Consider the following 16,478-nt stretch of genomic DNA (forward strand, 5'->3'; position numbering starts at 1 on the left):
TCACCACCCTTTAGCCGTTAATGTTCGTCAAATTTTTGACATTTGCCCCGGTTTTGTATACAAGGATAGTAGAAACAATTATAGTGATAAAGTGAGGATATGTTCTATTTAATATATAATACTTACCTATGCTATTATAGAGACTATTGTTTGAAGATATTGAAAGGAAGGTAAATACATATGCAAAAGGGTTTTAATGATACATTGTTAAGAGCGGCTAGGGGTGAAAAAACTGAACATGTGCCTGTTTGGTATATGCGCCAAGCGGGAAGATCCCAGCCAGAGTACCGAAAAATTAAAGAAAAATACGGACTGTTTGAAATTACACATCAGCCTGAGTTATGTGCATATGTGACAAGACTTCCAGTTGAGCAATATGATGTGGACGCAGCAATTCTATATAAAGACATTATGTCTCCACTCCCAGCTCTCGGGATAGATGTTGAAATCAAAGCAGGAGTTGGACCTGTTATCAGTAACCCAATCCGTTCAGTTAAGGACGTTGAAAAGCTTGGTGAAATTCATCCTGAAGCAGATGTTCCATATGTTCTTGATACAATTAAACTATTAACGACTGAACAGCTCTCCGTTCCATTGATTGGGTTTGCAGGAGCGCCATTTACATTAGCAAGCTATATGATTGAAGGTGGACCTTCAAAAAACTATAATAAAACGAAGGCTTTCATGTATGCCCAACCTGAAGCATGGTTTGCCTTAATGGATAAACTAGCTGAAATGACGATTACCTATGTGAAATCACAAATAGCTGCAGGTGCAAAAGCTGTACAAATTTTTGACTCTTGGGTAGGTGCATTAAATGTGGCAGACTACCGTCATTTCATTAAACCAGTCATGCATCGTATCTTTTCTGCACTTCGTGAAGAGAATGTACCACTTATCATGTTCGGAGTTGGAGCAAGCCATTTAGCATTAGAATGGCATGATTTACCACTAGATGTTGTTGGACTCGATTGGCGCTTGCCAATCATGAATGCAAGAGAACTTGGAATTACAAAAGCAGTTCAAGGAAATCTTGATCCAGCCATTTTACTAGCTCCTTGGGAAGTCATCGAAGAAAAAGCAAAAGAAATTCTAGACCAGGGAATGCAACAACCGGGTTATATTTTCAACCTTGGACATGGCGTTTTCCCAGATGTTAAACCAGAGACACTAAAGCGTCTAACTACATTTATCCATGAATATTCGAAAGAAAAACTAATCTAGCTTCTGAGGTGTTTTAAATGACAAGAAAGAAAATGGGACTACTCGTAATGGCATACGGTACTCCATATAAAGAAGAAGATATTGAACGTTATTATACGCATATACGTCATGGACGTAAGCCTTCACCAGAAAGCTTAGAGGACCTACGTAGTCGTTATGAAGCAATTGGCGGAATTTCACCACTTGCTAAAATCACAACAGAACAAGGTGAAAGACTTGAAGAGCATTTAAATCAAATACAAGATGAAATTGAGTTTAAATTTTATCAAGGTTTAAAGCATATCGAGCCATTCATTGAAGATGCAGTAGCTCAGATGAATGAGGATGGAATTGAGGAAGCTGTGAGTCTAGTTCTCGCACCTCATTTTTCAACTTTTAGTGTAAAAGCTTATAATGGACGTGCGAAAGAAGAGGCAGAAAAGCTTGGGGGCCCAACAATTACATCTGTAGAAAGTTGGTATAAAGAGCCTAAGTTCATTGATTACTGGGCAAAACAGGTGAAGCAAGTCTTTGCTTCAATGCCAGAAGAAGAACGTGAGAATGCAGTATTAATCGTTTCAGCACATAGCCTTCCTGAAAAAATCATTGCTGCTGGTGATCCTTATCCTAGTCAGTTACAAGAAACTGCTGATTTAATTGCTGAAGCAGCAGGTATCAAGAATTATGAGATAGGCTGGCAAAGTGCAGGAAATACACCTGAACCATGGTTGGGGCCGGATGTTCAAGACCTAACTAGAGACCTTTACAATGAAAAAGGCTACAAAGCTTTTGTCTATATTCCAGTTGGATTTGTAGCAGAACACTTAGAGGTTCTCTATGACAATGATTACGAATGTAAAGTTGTTACAAAAGAACTAGGTGTCAGTTATTACCGTCCTGAAATGCCAAACTCAAAGCCAGAATTTATCGATTGTTTGGCAACAGTTGTATTAAAAGAACTTAAAAAATAAATTGTCACTGAATTTTTACATTTAAATGAGTGTTCAAAAGGAGGATGAAAAGGACCGCGTCGACAAAAACGCCACTTCCTGTGGCATTGTCGACACTAGCACGTCCTGTGCGTTGAAAGTTCGAGGCGGTGCAGCTTTGAGTAGCGGTACGTATGCAATTAATACGTCAGCATAAGCAATTGCTTCAGTGAATCCCCTTCGCAAGCCGGAAAGGGTGTTTTTCCTTTCCAAGGAACGGAAAAGCAAGCCAACGAGCTTCCACACGATGTGGTGCTTCGACTTTCGACACAGGACGTGTCGGCACTTAGTCGAAGCTCTGATATCGATGTGTCATTTTCATCCGATTTTTTGACATCCTATTGAAAGAAGGCGATGTTAAGTGAGTAATCAAAAGGTAGTTGTAATAGGTGGCGGGATTACTGGTTTAACAGCAGCTTATTATCTCCAAAAAGAGGCAAGAGAGAAGGGCTTAGACATAAACTGTACCCTTTTAGAAGCAAGCCATCGACTTGGTGGAAAAGTACAAACCGTGGAACGTGATGGTTTTGTCATTGAAAGAGGTCCAGATTCTTTTTTAGCTAGGAAAAAGAGTGCCTCCCGGCTTGTCAATGAGGTTGGTCTAGGGGATAAATTGGTTAACAATACTGCTGGTAAATCATATGTTCTTGTGAACGGAAAGCTTCATCCAATGCCAGGTGGTTCCATCATGGGAATACCAACTCAAATTGGACCATTCATCACTACAGGTTTGTTTACCCCGTTTGGTAAACTTCGTGCTGCAATGGATTTTGTGTTACCTCGTACACCTGGAGAAGGCGATCAATCACTTGGTCAATTTTTTAGAAGAAGACTTGGTGATGAGGTCGTTGAAAACCTTATTGAGCCATTGCTATCAGGGATATATGCTGGAGATATTGACCAACTAAGCTTAATGTCGACTTTCCCTCAATTCTATCAAGTTGAGCAAAAATACCGTAGCTTAATCTTAGGAATGAAGCAAACAACACCACCAAAACCAAAGCCAAGTGGGGAAACAAATTCGGCTCCAAAGGGACAGTTCTTAACTGTAACTTCTGGATTACAGTCATTTATTGATGCAATTGAAGCAAAACTTGAGCCTGGTACCGTTTTTAAGGGGATTAAGGTTGAAGGTATTGAAAAACAAAGTAGCCATTACGTTATTAAACTGAACAATGGGAAAGAGATAACCGCGGATAGTGTAGTTGTTGCTACACCACATCATGTAACACAATCCATTTTTAATCAATACTCATTTTTTGATTCCTTTAAGGAAATGCCATCTACATCAGTAGCTACTGTAGCAATGGCTTTCCCTGAAGAAGCTATAAAAAAAGATATTGATGGAACGGGCTTTGTTGTATCACGGAATAATGATTATATTATTACGGCAGTTACTTGGACCCATAAAAAATGGCCGCATACGACCCCAGAAGGTAAAGTACTCCTTCGTTGCTATGTTGGTAAAGCGGGAGACGAAGCAATCGTTGATCAATCAGATGAAGAGATTGTCAAAGTAGTTCTTGATGATTTAAACAAAACAATGAATATTACAGACCAACCTGAATTTTCTATTGTAACAAGATGGAAAGATGCAATGCCGCAATATACAGTAGGGCATAAGGACAGGATTGAATCAGTTAAGAAAAATGTCGCTGATCAACTACCTGGTGTCTTTTTAGCGGGAAGCTCTTATGAGGGTCTAGGACTGCCTGACTGTATTGACCAAGGAGAAGAGGCGGTTATCAAGGTAATGGAATATTTAAAAGAAACTACACCAGTTTTAGTGTAAAAGAAAAGGAAGGCCTCGGCCTTCCTTTTGTTATTTAATCTCGTTACAGTGGTCGCATTTGTTGCCGTAGCACTCATGCTGCTCTTCGATATCATGGCCACACTCTACACATTTTTTTGGTGGTAAGTTTTTAAAAAACTCTGTACTATTTACTAACATTTACAACCCCTCCGTTTCTTTGTTATTTATAGTGTACTATAACAGTTTCAAATGTGTCAATAACTGTTTTGTAACAATTTATTTAAAAAGTGAAATTTTTTTTTGTATCGATTATAGTGGTAGTGGGTAGGGTAAACCATTGAAGAGTAGATATTTTAAGGGAGAGAAAGGTGATCCTATGAAGGTAACTGTAGTTGGATTTTGGGGTGGATTTCCAGCAGTGAATGAAGCTACATCTGGTTATTTATTTGAGCAGGACGGTTTTCGGTTACTTGTTGATTGTGGAAGTGGTGTACTAGCACAGCTTCAAAACTATTTAACAATTAATGAGCTTGATGCGATAATATTATCTCATTACCATCATGACCATGTAGCAGATATTGGTCCGATGCAGTATGCAAGACTTGTAACAAGTGCAATACATAATCAACATAAAGAACTGCCGATATATGGCCACAGTGCTGATAAAGAAGGCTTCGCAAAATTGGAACATAAAGGACATACAATAGCAATTGAATATAACCCTGATGAAACCATTCAAATCGGCCCATTTTCAATTTCATTTATGAAGACTAAGCATCCAGTTGTATGCTATGCAATGAGAATTACAGCAGGTGGACAGACTGTTGTATTTTCAGCTGACTCTAGTTATTTAGAAGAGTTTATTCCGTTTACTCAAGATGCAGACCTATTTATTTGTGAATGTAATCTGTATGCGGATCAAGATGGTTCCAATATGGGCCATATGAATAGTACAGAAGTAGGTAAGATTGCAAAAGCGGCTAATGTAAGAGAACTTTGGCTAACGCACCTGCCTCATTACGGTAAACATGAAGACCTTGTCAATCAAGCTTCATCACAATTTAATGGTCTTATCAAATTAGCAAAATCAGGACTAACTTGGGAGTGAAAAACGATGTTATTTATCGATAATAAAGGAATACATGATCCACAAATTAACTTAGCCATTGAGGAGTATGCACTTAAAAATTTAGACATAAATGAGACTTACTTATTATTTTATATAAATGCCCCGTCAATTATCATTGGAAAAAATCAGAACACAATTGAGGAAATCAATACGCAGTATGTAGAAGACAATGGTATTAAAGTAGTGAGGCGCTTATCAGGTGGCGGAGCTGTTTACCATGACTTAGGAAATTTAAATTTTAGCTTTATTACGAAGGATGACGGAGAAAGCTTCCATAATTATAAAAAGTTTACGGAACCTGTAATTGAAGCATTACATAAGCTTGGTGTAAATGCCCAATTAAGTGGCAGAAATGATATCGAGGTGGAAGGAAGAAAAATTTCAGGAAACGCTCAATTTTCAACAAGAGGCAGAATGTTCAGCCACGGAACACTAATGTTCGATTCAGAAATTGACCATGTAGTATCAGCACTTAAAGTGAAAAAGGATAAAATAGAGTCGAAGGGGATTAAATCTGTACGAAGCAGGGTTGCTAATATAAGTGAATTCCTAAATGAAAAAATTACAATTGAAGAATTTAGACAAATGCTGCTACGCTATATTTTCAACACCGATGGTGATATTCCTGAATATGTCCTAACAGAGAAAGATTGGGAAAACATACATGAAATTTCAAAAGAACGCTATCAAAACTGGGATTGGAACTATGGAAAGTCTCCAAAGTTCAATTACCAGCATACTCATCGCTTCCCTGTAGGTTCAATTGATGTGCGATTAGAGGTACAAAAGGGAATGATAGAAAACTGTAAAATTTTTGGAGATTTCTTTGGTGTGGGTGATGTAGAAGATATTGAAAAACGTTTAATTGGAACAAAATATGAAAAAGCGGAGCTCGAGAAAGCATTAGAGAATGTTGATATCCAGCATTATTTCGGTAAAATTACGAAAGATGATTTTATCAATTTAATTTATTAAGTACATGACGAAAGCGGATTAGATTCATACAATCTAGTCCGATTTTTATAAAAATATGCAATACCATCTTGATAGAAAAACTTTCTTTCAATATAATATATTTAGAATTTTATTTTTTGTCAATAAATGAATGACTATTCATTCATAATGTTGACTGAGGGAGGGAGAAAATTGAATCTATCATCACGACTAGGGGAAACAGCGCAGAAATACTTCGACAAACCAGCATATATTTTTCAAGGTAATGTATGTACATATGCTGAATTAGATGGTGCAGTTACAAAGTTTGCAAATGGCTTGGAGAAGCTGGGAATTAAAAAGGGTGATCATATTGCTCTAGTACTGGGCAACACTCCACATTTTGTTATTGGATTTTACGGTGCTCTACGTGTAGGAGCAACAGTTATCCCAATTAATCCGATTTATACTCCTGATGAGATCGGATATATTATCAATAATGGAGATGTAAGGGCTGTCATTATGTTGGACTTGCTTATCCCACTTTTTGAAAAGATGAATGAACACCTTCCGAAAGTTGAACATCTCATAGTTTGCGAAACACCACAGGGTACAAATAGTGGAGTCGATATCACAAAACTATCAATCTACCCAAAATTGAAATCGTTTACAGAGATTGTTAGCTCAGGTGAACTCTCATTCGTTAGACCAACTCTTGAGGATGACGATATTGCCGTAATTTTGTACACATCTGGTACAACGGGTAAACCTAAAGGAGCAATGCTGACCCACATGAACTTGTACAGCAATGCAAGGGATGTTGCGGAATACCTGAAAATTTCTGAACAGGATAGGGTTATTACAACCTTACCGATGTTCCATGTTTTCTGCATGACAGTCGCATTAAATGCACCATTAATGAGCGGCGGAACAATGTTGATTGTACCAAAGTTTAGTCCAAAGGAAATATTCCAAGTCGCAAGCGAGTATCAGGCAACAGTATTTGCGGGTGTACCAACGATGTATAATTTTCTCCTCCAATATCCTGAAGGAAATCCTGAGGACTTAAGCTCTTTACGCCTATGTATTTCAGGTGGAGCTGCAATGCCTGTGGCACTTTTAAAGAGCTTTGAGCAGAAGTTCAATGTTCTTGTATCTGAAGGTTATGGATTATCTGAAGCATCGCCTGTAACCTGCTTTAATCCGTTAGATCGGCCACGAAAACCAGGCTCAATTGGAACAAACATTGTAAATGTTGAGAATAAGGTTGTCGACGAAAATGGTGAGGAAGTTCCTTGTGGTCAGGTAGGAGAATTGATTGTTCGTGGCCCAAATGTCATGAAGGGCTATTATAAAATGCCTGAAGAAAGTGCTGCAACATTACGCAATGGCTGGCTTTATACAGGTGATTTAGCAAAAATGGATGAAGAAGGCTATTTTTATATCGTTGACCGCAAGAAAGATATGATCAATGTTGGTGGATATAATGTTTATCCAAGAGAAGTAGAAGAAGTACTTTATAATCATCCTGGTGTTGTTGAGGCTGCTGTTTTTGGGGTGCCAGATCCGAATATGGGTGAGGCAGTTCTCTGTTATGTTGTGAAGAAGGAAGAAGATTTAAAAGAAGAGAATCTTCTAGATTATTGTCGTGAGCATTTAGCTAAATACAAGCTACCTAGTAAAATCGAATTCCTAGAAGAACTTCCTAAAAATACGACCGGAAAGATTCTCCGTCGTGCATTAAAGGATTTAGTTACAAACAAATAAGGTAGAGAGCAGGTCAAACGGCCTGTTCTTTTTAGTATGGCGACAATGATAAAAATTGTTAAAGGAATTTTTTAGTTTGAAGCGAAATAGGATGTAAGCGATATTAATATTTATGAAGAGGTGGAACTATGACTACAGTTTTATACGAAGTTGAAAATCATGTTGCAACTGTCACATTGAATCGCCCAGAAGCGTTGAACTGCTTTAATTATGAGATGCTTAAAACACTTGATGAGGTTATCGAAGATATTCGTACAAATGCCGATGTTCGCGTTGTTATCATTACTGCAACAGGTGAAAAAGCATTTAGTGTGGGTGCAGATTTAAAGGAACGAAAAACATTAAATGAAGCACAGGTTAGAAGAAACGTATATAAAATAGGTCAGGTTTTTGCTAGTATTGGAGATTTACCACAGCCAACTATCGCTGCAATCAATGGCTATGCATTTGGTGGTGGAATGGAGCTAGCACTGGCTTGTGATTTCCGAATTTCGGTTCAGGATACACAGATGGGGTTGACAGAAACAAGCCTAGCAATCATTCCTGGAGCCGGGGGAACGCAACGACTTCCTCGCCTTATTGGTGAAACAAAAGCCATGGAACTAATTTTAACTGCAAAACGAATTAGCGCCGAAGAGGCGAAAGAATACGGGATTGTATCAAGTGTTGTTCATCGAGACGAACTAATGGAAGCTTCCATGAAGCTAGCAAATGATATGTTAAAGAACGGTCCTCTTGCCTTACAACAAGCTAAATTTGCTATTAAGCAAGGATTGAACACTGACCTGCACACAGGCTTTAAAATTGAACGCAAAGCGTATGAAGTGATTATCCCAACGGAAGACAGAGTGGAAGCACTAGCTGCCTTCAACGAAAAAAGAAAACCGAACTATAAAGGGAAATAAATATAGTAAGTTCACAATAAGTATTTCTAGTGTAAGGACAAAGTTAAAATGAAACCATTTACCGAAAGTGTTATTAGAATCATTACGCAAATTCCACCTGGACAAGTTATGACTTACGGACAGATTTCAAAACTCGCTGGAAGTCCAAGAGGCGCTAGGCAGGTTGTGAGAATCCTTCATTCGATGAGTAAGAAATATAACCTTCCTTGGTTCCGGGTTATCAACTCCAAGGGTGAAATTGCAATTGCAGATGAGGAAACACGTGCTGCTCAAGCCATTTACCTACAGGATGAAGGGATAGAGGTTATTAACGGCATTATAGATTTGAAAAAATATCAGTATCATCCAGAATAAGAGCCCGGGACACAAGGTCCTGGGCTAACTACATTTCTTCTGGAGCTTTTACTCCTAGCAATCGTAACCCTTCTTTCAGTACGATAGTAACAGAACGTACCAATGCAATCCGATCGTTCATTTCTTCATCCACATGAAGAACCTTTACATGACTATAATACTTATTGAATTCTTGAGAGAGATCTATCACATATTTTGCAATTACTGAAGGCTCATACTGCTGCATACTTCTTTGGATGGTTGCCGGGAAATCCATCAGTAGCTTCACAACTGACCAGCTATGCGAATCGGAAAGTCCATTTGTTATTTCTCCTGAAACCTTCGCCTTTCTTAAAATAGAGCAGGCTCTTGCATGAGTATATTGAACATAAGGTCCTGTAGTTCCTTCAAATTTAAGCATATCCTCAAGTGAGAATTCAATATTGTTGAGTCGTTCATTCTTTAAGTCATGAAAGATGATTGCACCCAAACCGACCATTTTCGAAATTTCATCTTTGTTATCGAGACTGGGGTTTTTCTGTTCAATGTTTTGCTTTGCGAGCTCGATTGCTTCCTTCATAACATTTTCTAACAGAACTATTTTTCCTTTTCGAGTCGACATTTTCTTTCCATCTTTGAGGATGAAGCCAAATGGAACATGGACCATATCGTTTGCCCACTGATAACCCATTTTTTCAAGTACTAGAAAGATTTGTTTAAAATGCAAGCTTTGCTCATGTCCTACTACATAGATTGCTTTAGCAAAATGGTAGTGATCTTGACGATAGATGGCTGCTGTTACATCTCTGGTGGCATAAAGGGTTGCACCGTCAGATTTTTTTATTAAACAAGGTGGTAGATATTGTTCAGATAAATCAACTACCTCTGCCCCTTGTGACGGTGTCAAAAGATTTTTCTTATTTAGCAATTCAACAGTAGTCTCCATTTTGTCATTATAAAAGGCTTCTCCATTAAAGGAATCGAATTCTACATCTAGCAGGGAATAAATACGTGAAAACTCCTTTAATGATTCCTCTCTAAACCAACGCCATAGGTTTAAGGCTTCTTCGTTTCCTTCTTCAAGCAATTTGAACCACATTCTTGCTTCAGCCTCAAGTTGAGGATTTGTCTGGGCTTCATCGTGGAAACGAACATAAAGCTGTAGCAACTCCGTTATCGGGTTTTTTCTAACGGCCTCATCATTACCCCAAAGTTTATAAGCTACAATGAGTTTTCCAAATTGTGTACCCCAATCTCCAAGATGATTAATCCGGAGCGGCTGATAGCCACATTTCTCGACAATCTTGGCAAGCGAATTTCCGATAACAGTTGAACGCAAATGCCCCATTGAAAAAGGCTTTGCGATATTTGGTGAGGAAAAATCAATGGTTATTGTCGCTCCTTGACCAAAGCTGTGGCTTCCGTAATTAGACTCTTTGGCAAGAATGGTTTGAAGAATATATTTGCTTATTTCCTGTTTGTTTAGAAAACAGTTTACATATGGCCCTTCTGCAACAACCTTTTCAAAAAGGGAGTCTTGAATTAAAGGTGCCATTTCCTGTGCAATAACAGCGGGTGATTTTCGCAAGTGCTTTGCAAGTGCAAAACAAGGAAATGCTAAATCACCTTGTTCCTGAAATTTTGGTTTTTCAATAAGTTTTATTACTTCTTCAAATGATAAAACAGCTTGTAGTTGCTTTGATAACGCTTCGGCATACATTTGTCTAACATTCATTATCTAACCTCCTTTAAAAGTATAAAAAAATCCCGTCTCTTAAAAGAGACGAGATTTACCCGCGGTACCACTCAAATTGTTCACGATGAACCAAACTTAATAAGTAACGGGTTCCCCCGGCACACCCTACTAGAGGATGTTCAAAAAAGTCCGATGAAAATGACACGTCGAATTTCTTCGTTGGCTTGCTTCTCCGTTCCTCACGTATTAACTACATACGCTCCGGTACTCGAAGCTTCGCCGCCTCGAACTTCTTGGTCCTTTTCATCCTCCTTTTTGAACTCCACTATTATTATTTCAGGTGGGCTTCTCAGAAGTGCGGTTCATCTTGACTTCACCATTGGGCTTCCACCATCCCCAACTCGCTATCGGTTACATCAGGACTACTCTCTTCATCACAGAATTTCGATTATATTTCATTCATGATAACTAATTATGGATTAGAAATCAATGAGTTTTTTATACGCTTATATTGTCAAAAATGAAGATATGAGGAAAGTCATTGTTCTATCTGGCCCTACTTTTAACTAAAATACTAGTAAGAGGGTTGTACATAAAGGGGGACAGCATAGTGAAAAAAGTAATTGGATGGTCACTTGGAATTTATCTCATCTTTGGTTTATTTATAGCGTGGTATTTATTTTTTGGAACAAATACGGACATACCTGCGCAGCTGAAAGGAAGTCCAGCGGACCCACAAACATTTATGAATAATCGTGAGCTTTTACTAAGTGAAGAGTATTCACAAATTAGAAACCTTTTGTTTTTCCTGTCAGTACCGTTTGAATGGCTGATTTATATACTTGTTCTCGTGATTGGGATTTCAGCAAAATTCCGTGATTGGTCAAAAGTATCAGCAAAGTTTTCGATCCTACAAACAGCGATTTATTTATTTTGGCTTTCCTTGTTGGTTGAAGTATTATCATTTCCACTATCATGGATTAGCTACAATGTTTCAAAAACATATAATATTACTGTACAGACCACTCAAAGCTGGATGAAGGACCTATTAATTGATTTTTGGGTGAATTACGCGTTAATGATTGTAATTGTGGGCGTCTTGTTTTGGTTGATTCGAAGAAATGAGAAAAGATGGTGGTTCCATGCATGGCTTCTATCAATCCCATTCTCCATGTTTCTCATGTTTGTACAACCAGTTATTATAGACCCACTTTACAACGATTTTTTTCCATTAACCAATAAAGAGTTAGAAACAAAGATTCTGGAGATGGCAGATCGTGCGGAAATTCCTGCAGACCATGTATTTGAAGTGAATATGTCCGAAAAAACAAATGCCCTTAATGCATATGTAACCGGAATAGGGTCTAATTCGCGAATTGTGCTTTGGGATACAACACTTCAACGTCTAAGTGAAGATGAAATATTATTTATTATGGCCCATGAGATGGGGCATTACGTGATGAAACATATTTATATTGGAATTGCTGGTTATTTGCTATTAACCTTAGTTGGACTCTTTATGATTAGTAAGCTTATGTCTTTTATGGTAAGAAAATGGGGTCAACTGTTTAAGATAACAAGTGTGAAAGATATTGCCGTTCTTCCAGTGTTTCTATTGTTAATCTCTGTTTTAAGTTTTGTTTCAGACCCAGTTTCAAATGCTGTTTCAAGACACCAGGAAAAGTCAGCTGATTTGTACGCTCTTGAAATGACGGAGGATAACAAGGCAGCAGTTTCGTCCTTCCAGGAATTATCAAAGGCTGGTCTAAGTCAAGTGAATCCACCATTCCTAGTGAAGATGTTTAGATATGGACACCCAACAATGCTTGAAAGGATTACGTATACAAACGAATTTGAAAAGAATGAGAAATAACCAAAATAGCCTTGTTTTCAGAGTGAAATCTGTTAACAAGGCTTTCTTTTTTTTATATTGTTATAGTACAGAATTACTATTTTTTAATTGTTATATAAAAAAATACAGAAAAATGTTCCAATTTCAAAAAGTCTGTTATATAATACTTCTGTATTTAATAATCTGTATTATAACAATTTAAGGAAGGTGTTAGGGACAAAATGACGACACAAACCTCAGGAATTCAGATCATGGGAAAGATGAATGAGCAGTATGAAGAAATTTTGACACCCCAGGCATTGAACTTCATTGAAAAACTAGAGAGGAACTTTGGAGAAAGAAGGAAACAACTTGTAGAAAAGAGACAGCATAGACAAAACGAAATCGATAGTGGAAAGATGCCAACATTTTTGCCTGAAACAGAGCATATCCGAACTGGAGATTGGACAGTTGCGCAGATTCCAAAAGACTTAGAGGATCGGCGAGTTGAAATTACTGGCCCAGTCGATCGAAAAATGATTATTAATGCACTAAATTCAGGGGCAAAAGTATTTATGGCTGATTTTGAAGATGCTACCTCTCCTACTTGGAATAACATTATCGAAGGGCAGATAAATCTACGAGATGCTGTAAGAAAGACGATCACATTTGAAAATAAAAATGGAAAAAAATATCAACTTCACGATGTAACTGCAACACTTGTTGTCCGCCCTCGCGGCTGGCATTTAGAAGAGAAACATATACAACTTGATGGCAACCGAATATCAGCGAGTTTATTAGATTTTGGTCTTTATTTTTATCATAATGCGAATTACTTGATTGAGAATGGAAGTGGTCCATATTTTTATTTACCAAAGATGGAAAGCCATCTTGAAGCAAGACTTTGGAATGATGTTTTTATCTTTGCACAAAATGAAATTGGAATTCCTCAAGGAACGATAAAGGCAACTGTGTTAATTGAAACGATTCTAGCAACCTTTGAAGTCGAAGAAATTTTATATGGGTTAAAAGAACACTCAGCAGGTCTAAATTGTGGTAGATGGGATTATATTTTTAGCTATTTAAAAAGATTTCGGAATGTAGAAGATGTGATATTACCAGACCGCTCTGTTGTTACGATGACAGCCCCATTTATGAGTGCTTATTCACAGCATGTCATTAAGATCTGCCATAAACGCAATGTTCATGCGATTGGTGGGATGGCTGCCCAAATACCTGTAAAAAATAACACAAAAGCTAATGAAGAAGCCTTTCAAAAAGTAAGAGCAGATAAGGAACGTGAAGCGAACAATGGTCATGACGGCACATGGGTGGCTCACCCAGGGCTCGTGCCAGTTGCTAGAGAAGTATTTAATACAATAATGCTTGGAGCTAACCAAATTGACCAAAAACGTGAAGACGTTCAAGTAACAGCCGAGGAACTTATTGCGGTTCCAGAAGGAGCTATTACAGAGCAAGGAGTACGTACGAATATCAATGTTGGCATTCGATACATTGAATCATGGCTTCGTGGTCATGGTGCCGCACCGATCCATAATCTAATGGAGGATGCAGCTACAGCTGAAATCTCTAGAGCTCAGGTTTGGCAGTGGATCCGCCATCCAAAAGGAATACTTGCGGATGGAAGAAAGGTCACACTTGAGCTAGTTCACCAACTGAAAGAGGAAGAGCTTGAAAAAATTAAACAAGAAATCGGGAAAGAAGCATTTGAAACTGGTCGTTTCGCGGATGCAACTCGTCTGTTTGAGGACTTAGTGACGAATGATGAGTTTGTTGAATTTTTAACCTTACCTGGATATGAAATTTTATAGATTAAAAAATGAGTAGAATACAAGGAGGAATTTAAAATGACAAACAAAAGAGTTCAAAAACTGCAAGAAAGCTGGGAAATGGATTCTAGATGGAATGGAATTGAAAGACCTTATTGTGCTGAGGATGTTATTCGCTTACGTGGTTCAATTGATATTGAGCATACATTGGCACGAAGAGGATCTGAAAAACTCTGGAACCTCCTTCATACAGAGGATTATATTCATGCACTAGGAGCATTGACTGGTAATCAAGCCGTTCAACAAGTAAAAGCAGGTTTAAAGGCAATCTATTTAAGTGGGTGGCAGGTAGCTGCTGATGCGAACCTTTCAGGGCACATGTACCCTGACCAAAGCCTATATCCAGTCAACAGTGTACCAAGTGTTGTTAAGCGTATTAACCAAGCGCTTCAACGTGCCGATCAGATTCAACATTTAGAAGGCCAAGGCGATACTGACTGGTTTGCTCCGATTGTGGCAGATGCAGAGGCAGGCTTTGGCGGACAATTGAATGTTTTTGAATTAATGAAAGGCATGATCGAAGCAGGTGCTGCTGGTGTACATTTTGAAGACCAACTTTCGTCTGAAAAAAAATGTGGTCATTTAGGTGGAAAGGTTTTATTACCAACACAAACCGCAGTACGGAACTTAATTTCCGCTCGACTAGCTGCTGACGTAATGGGAGTACCAACGATTTTAGTTGCTAGAACTGATGCTGACGCTGCAGACTTAATAACAAGTGATATTGATCCTGTTGATCAGGAATTCATTACAGGCGAACGAACACCAGAAGGTTTCTTCCGGACACAGGCAGGGATTGAGCAAGCAATTGCACGAGGTCTGGCATATGCACCATATGCTGATTTGATTTGGTGTGAAACGTCTGAGCCAGACTTAGAGCAAGCACAGCGTTTTGCTGATGCTATTCATGAGAAGTTTCCTGGTAAGCTATTAGCCTATAATTGTTCTCCATCTTTTAACTGGAAGAAGAAACTAGATGAAAAGACTATTGAGAATTTCCAAAAAGAAATTGGAAAAATGGGTTACAAATTCCAATTTGTTACGTTGGCTGGATTCCATGCTCTAAACCACAGCATGTTTGAATTAGCTAGAGGTTACAAAGAAAGAGGAATGGGGGCATATTCAGAGCTTCAGGAGGCTGAATTCGCAAGCGAAAAGCATGGGTACACAGCTACAAGACATCAGCGTGAAGTAGGAACAGGATATTTTGATGAAGTGGCACAGGTTATTACGGGAGGAACATCATCTACGACTGCTTTAAAAGGCTCTACCGAGGAAGCACAATTTTCAAAATAAGACGCCTAAAAAAACTGGCTAACATATTGTTAGTCAGTTTTTATTCGGTTATTCTTGGACTTTACAATTTTATATTATGACGTTTTGCTAAATAATTTGCGGTACTCCGCTGAAGCTTCCATAAACAATCCTTCATTTTTTGAGTCAATTGCTTCATTAACCCTCGTTTCCAAAAGCTCTTTTCTTCGTTTAAATAGGCTCTCATCGATAATCATTTGAATATATATGTCTAATACCGATTCCCTAGGTGCTTTGAAATTTTTCGTATCCCGTGACTTCATGATCTCAGAGTATGTTTTTCTTTTTTTCATGAAAGCTCACTCCTAATCCTTTTTAATAGTATATTTAGGTGGACACGTAAAATCAACCGAATTTTTAGACTTTTTAAAAATTTATTTGGAATACTAATAGTGTCTAGGCAAACTTTAACTGACTAAAGTTAAATTCTTGTATGATAATTTATATTTTCATGCATGATAAGAATGGAGGTGGAAAAATATGAAAAATAATTTAGATGAGGGTTCAAATCACGATATCCCAAAGAATACACCATTAAATCCAGTTTTCGGCATGTCAAATGTCCTAGACACAAATAATCCTTTTCTTTCAGAATCTGCTTATGCGGGTAATTCGGTGGATGAGCATACGACATTAGAACAAGCAAACTCCTATCTGGCCGAAAAAGAGCTAGGACAAATAAATGAAAATTCATAGCAGAAAATAAACTCGGTGGTCTTCTTTTAAAAATGTTTTTGCATCCAAAAAAACATTTTAGAAAGAATTCCACTCTTTT

15 protein-coding genes and 1 other annotated feature are annotated in these 16,478 nt (G+C 38.0%); of the genes, 12 read left to right on the forward strand and 3 right to left on the reverse strand.

Going from position 1 to position 16,478, the window contains the following annotated elements; genetic code table 11:
• Positions 1 to 180 precede the first annotated feature (180 nt).
• From hemE to hemY, 3 genes are all read left to right on the forward strand, one after another.
• Positions 181 to 1,224, forward strand: coding sequence for a uroporphyrinogen decarboxylase (gene hemE / locus AC6CHV_RS12790; protein WP_440274287.1), 1,044 nt, complete (start codon positions 181 to 183; stop codon positions 1,222 to 1,224).
• A gap of 17 nt (positions 1,225 to 1,241) precedes the next feature.
• Positions 1,242 to 2,174, forward strand: a complete 933-nt coding sequence (gene hemH / locus AC6CHV_RS12795; RefSeq protein WP_498078998.1) for a ferrochelatase — start codon at positions 1,242 to 1,244, stop codon at positions 2,172 to 2,174.
• 379 nt (positions 2,175 to 2,553) lie between these two features.
• Positions 2,554 to 3,984: a protoporphyrinogen oxidase gene (gene hemY / locus AC6CHV_RS12800; RefSeq protein WP_440274290.1), complete on the forward strand. Its 1,431-nt coding sequence runs from the start codon at positions 2,554 to 2,556 to the stop codon at positions 3,982 to 3,984.
• Positions 3,985 to 4,014: 30 nt separating this feature from the next.
• On the opposite strand, the gene yhfH is transcribed toward hemY, so the two are convergent.
• On the reverse strand, positions 4,015 to 4,143 hold the full coding sequence (yhfH, locus tag AC6CHV_RS12805) for a protein YhfH (protein WP_341332437.1): 129 nt from the start codon (positions 4,141 to 4,143) through the stop codon (positions 4,015 to 4,017).
• A gap of 178 nt (positions 4,144 to 4,321) precedes the next feature.
• Here yhfH and AC6CHV_RS12810 point away from each other — a divergent pair, with 178 nt between their 5' ends.
• The 5 genes from AC6CHV_RS12810 to AC6CHV_RS12830 all read left to right on the forward strand — a co-directional run bounded on the left by AC6CHV_RS12810 (position 4,322) and on the right by AC6CHV_RS12830 (position 9,033).
• A complete protein-coding gene (locus AC6CHV_RS12810; RefSeq protein WP_341332436.1) occupies positions 4,322 to 5,053 on the forward strand; it encodes an MBL fold metallo-hydrolase in 732 nt (243 codons plus the stop codon).
• Positions 5,054 to 5,059: 6 nt separating this feature from the next.
• Positions 5,060 to 6,049 (forward strand): lipoate--protein ligase, encoded by a 990-nt coding sequence (lplA, locus tag AC6CHV_RS12815; protein WP_341332435.1) that lies wholly within the window; start codon positions 5,060 to 5,062, stop codon positions 6,047 to 6,049.
• 171 nt (positions 6,050 to 6,220) lie between these two features.
• Entirely contained in the window at positions 6,221 to 7,774 is a 1,554-nt protein-coding gene (locus AC6CHV_RS12820; protein ID WP_498078999.1) for a long-chain-fatty-acid--CoA ligase, read from the forward strand.
• 128 nt (positions 7,775 to 7,902) lie between these two features.
• Positions 7,903 to 8,679, forward strand: coding sequence for an enoyl-CoA hydratase (locus tag AC6CHV_RS12825; RefSeq protein ID WP_498079000.1), 777 nt, complete (start codon positions 7,903 to 7,905; stop codon positions 8,677 to 8,679).
• Between the two features lie 48 nt (positions 8,680 to 8,727).
• The gene (locus AC6CHV_RS12830) at positions 8,728 to 9,033 is read left to right on the forward strand and encodes an MGMT family protein (RefSeq protein WP_498079001.1); all 306 of its coding nucleotides are present in this window, start codon (positions 8,728 to 8,730) and stop codon (positions 9,031 to 9,033) included.
• A gap of 28 nt (positions 9,034 to 9,061) precedes the next feature.
• Here AC6CHV_RS12830 and argS read toward each other — a convergent pair whose 3' ends face one another.
• Entirely contained in the window at positions 9,062 to 10,747 is a 1,686-nt protein-coding gene (gene argS, locus AC6CHV_RS12835; RefSeq protein WP_498079002.1) for an arginine--tRNA ligase, read from the reverse strand.
• A gap of 41 nt (positions 10,748 to 10,788) precedes the next feature.
• Positions 10,789 to 11,155 (reverse strand) — a binding site (T-box leader).
• 163 nt (positions 11,156 to 11,318) lie between these two features.
• Between argS and AC6CHV_RS12840 the strand changes: the two genes are divergently transcribed.
• The 3 genes from AC6CHV_RS12840 (at position 11,319) to aceA (ending at position 15,685) form a co-directional block, all read left to right on the forward strand.
• Positions 11,319 to 12,581, forward strand: coding sequence for a M48 family metalloprotease (locus tag AC6CHV_RS12840; RefSeq protein ID WP_498079003.1), 1,263 nt, complete (start codon positions 11,319 to 11,321; stop codon positions 12,579 to 12,581).
• A 200-nt stretch (positions 12,582 to 12,781) separates the two neighbouring features.
• Positions 12,782 to 14,371 carry a malate synthase A gene (gene aceB, locus AC6CHV_RS12845; RefSeq protein WP_498079004.1) on the forward strand — a complete coding sequence of 530 codons (1,590 nt, stop codon included), beginning with the start codon at positions 12,782 to 12,784 and terminating at the stop codon, positions 14,369 to 14,371.
• Positions 14,372 to 14,407: 36 nt separating this feature from the next.
• Positions 14,408 to 15,685 (forward strand): isocitrate lyase, encoded by a 1,278-nt coding sequence (gene aceA / locus AC6CHV_RS12850; RefSeq protein WP_498079005.1) that lies wholly within the window; start codon positions 14,408 to 14,410, stop codon positions 15,683 to 15,685.
• A 74-nt stretch (positions 15,686 to 15,759) separates the two neighbouring features.
• Here the strand turns inward: aceA and AC6CHV_RS12855 are convergent, their stop codons facing one another.
• On the reverse strand, positions 15,760 to 15,996 hold the full coding sequence (locus tag AC6CHV_RS12855; protein WP_121447030.1) for an IDEAL domain-containing protein: 237 nt from the start codon (positions 15,994 to 15,996) through the stop codon (positions 15,760 to 15,762).
• Between the two features lie 187 nt (positions 15,997 to 16,183).
• Between AC6CHV_RS12855 and AC6CHV_RS12860 the strand changes: the two genes are divergently transcribed.
• Positions 16,184 to 16,399, forward strand: coding sequence for a hypothetical protein (locus AC6CHV_RS12860; protein ID WP_121447029.1), 216 nt, complete (start codon positions 16,184 to 16,186; stop codon positions 16,397 to 16,399).
• Positions 16,400 to 16,478 lie beyond the last annotated feature (79 nt).

It is taken from the genome of Ferdinandcohnia sp. GQ5 (genome assembly GCF_059759275.1).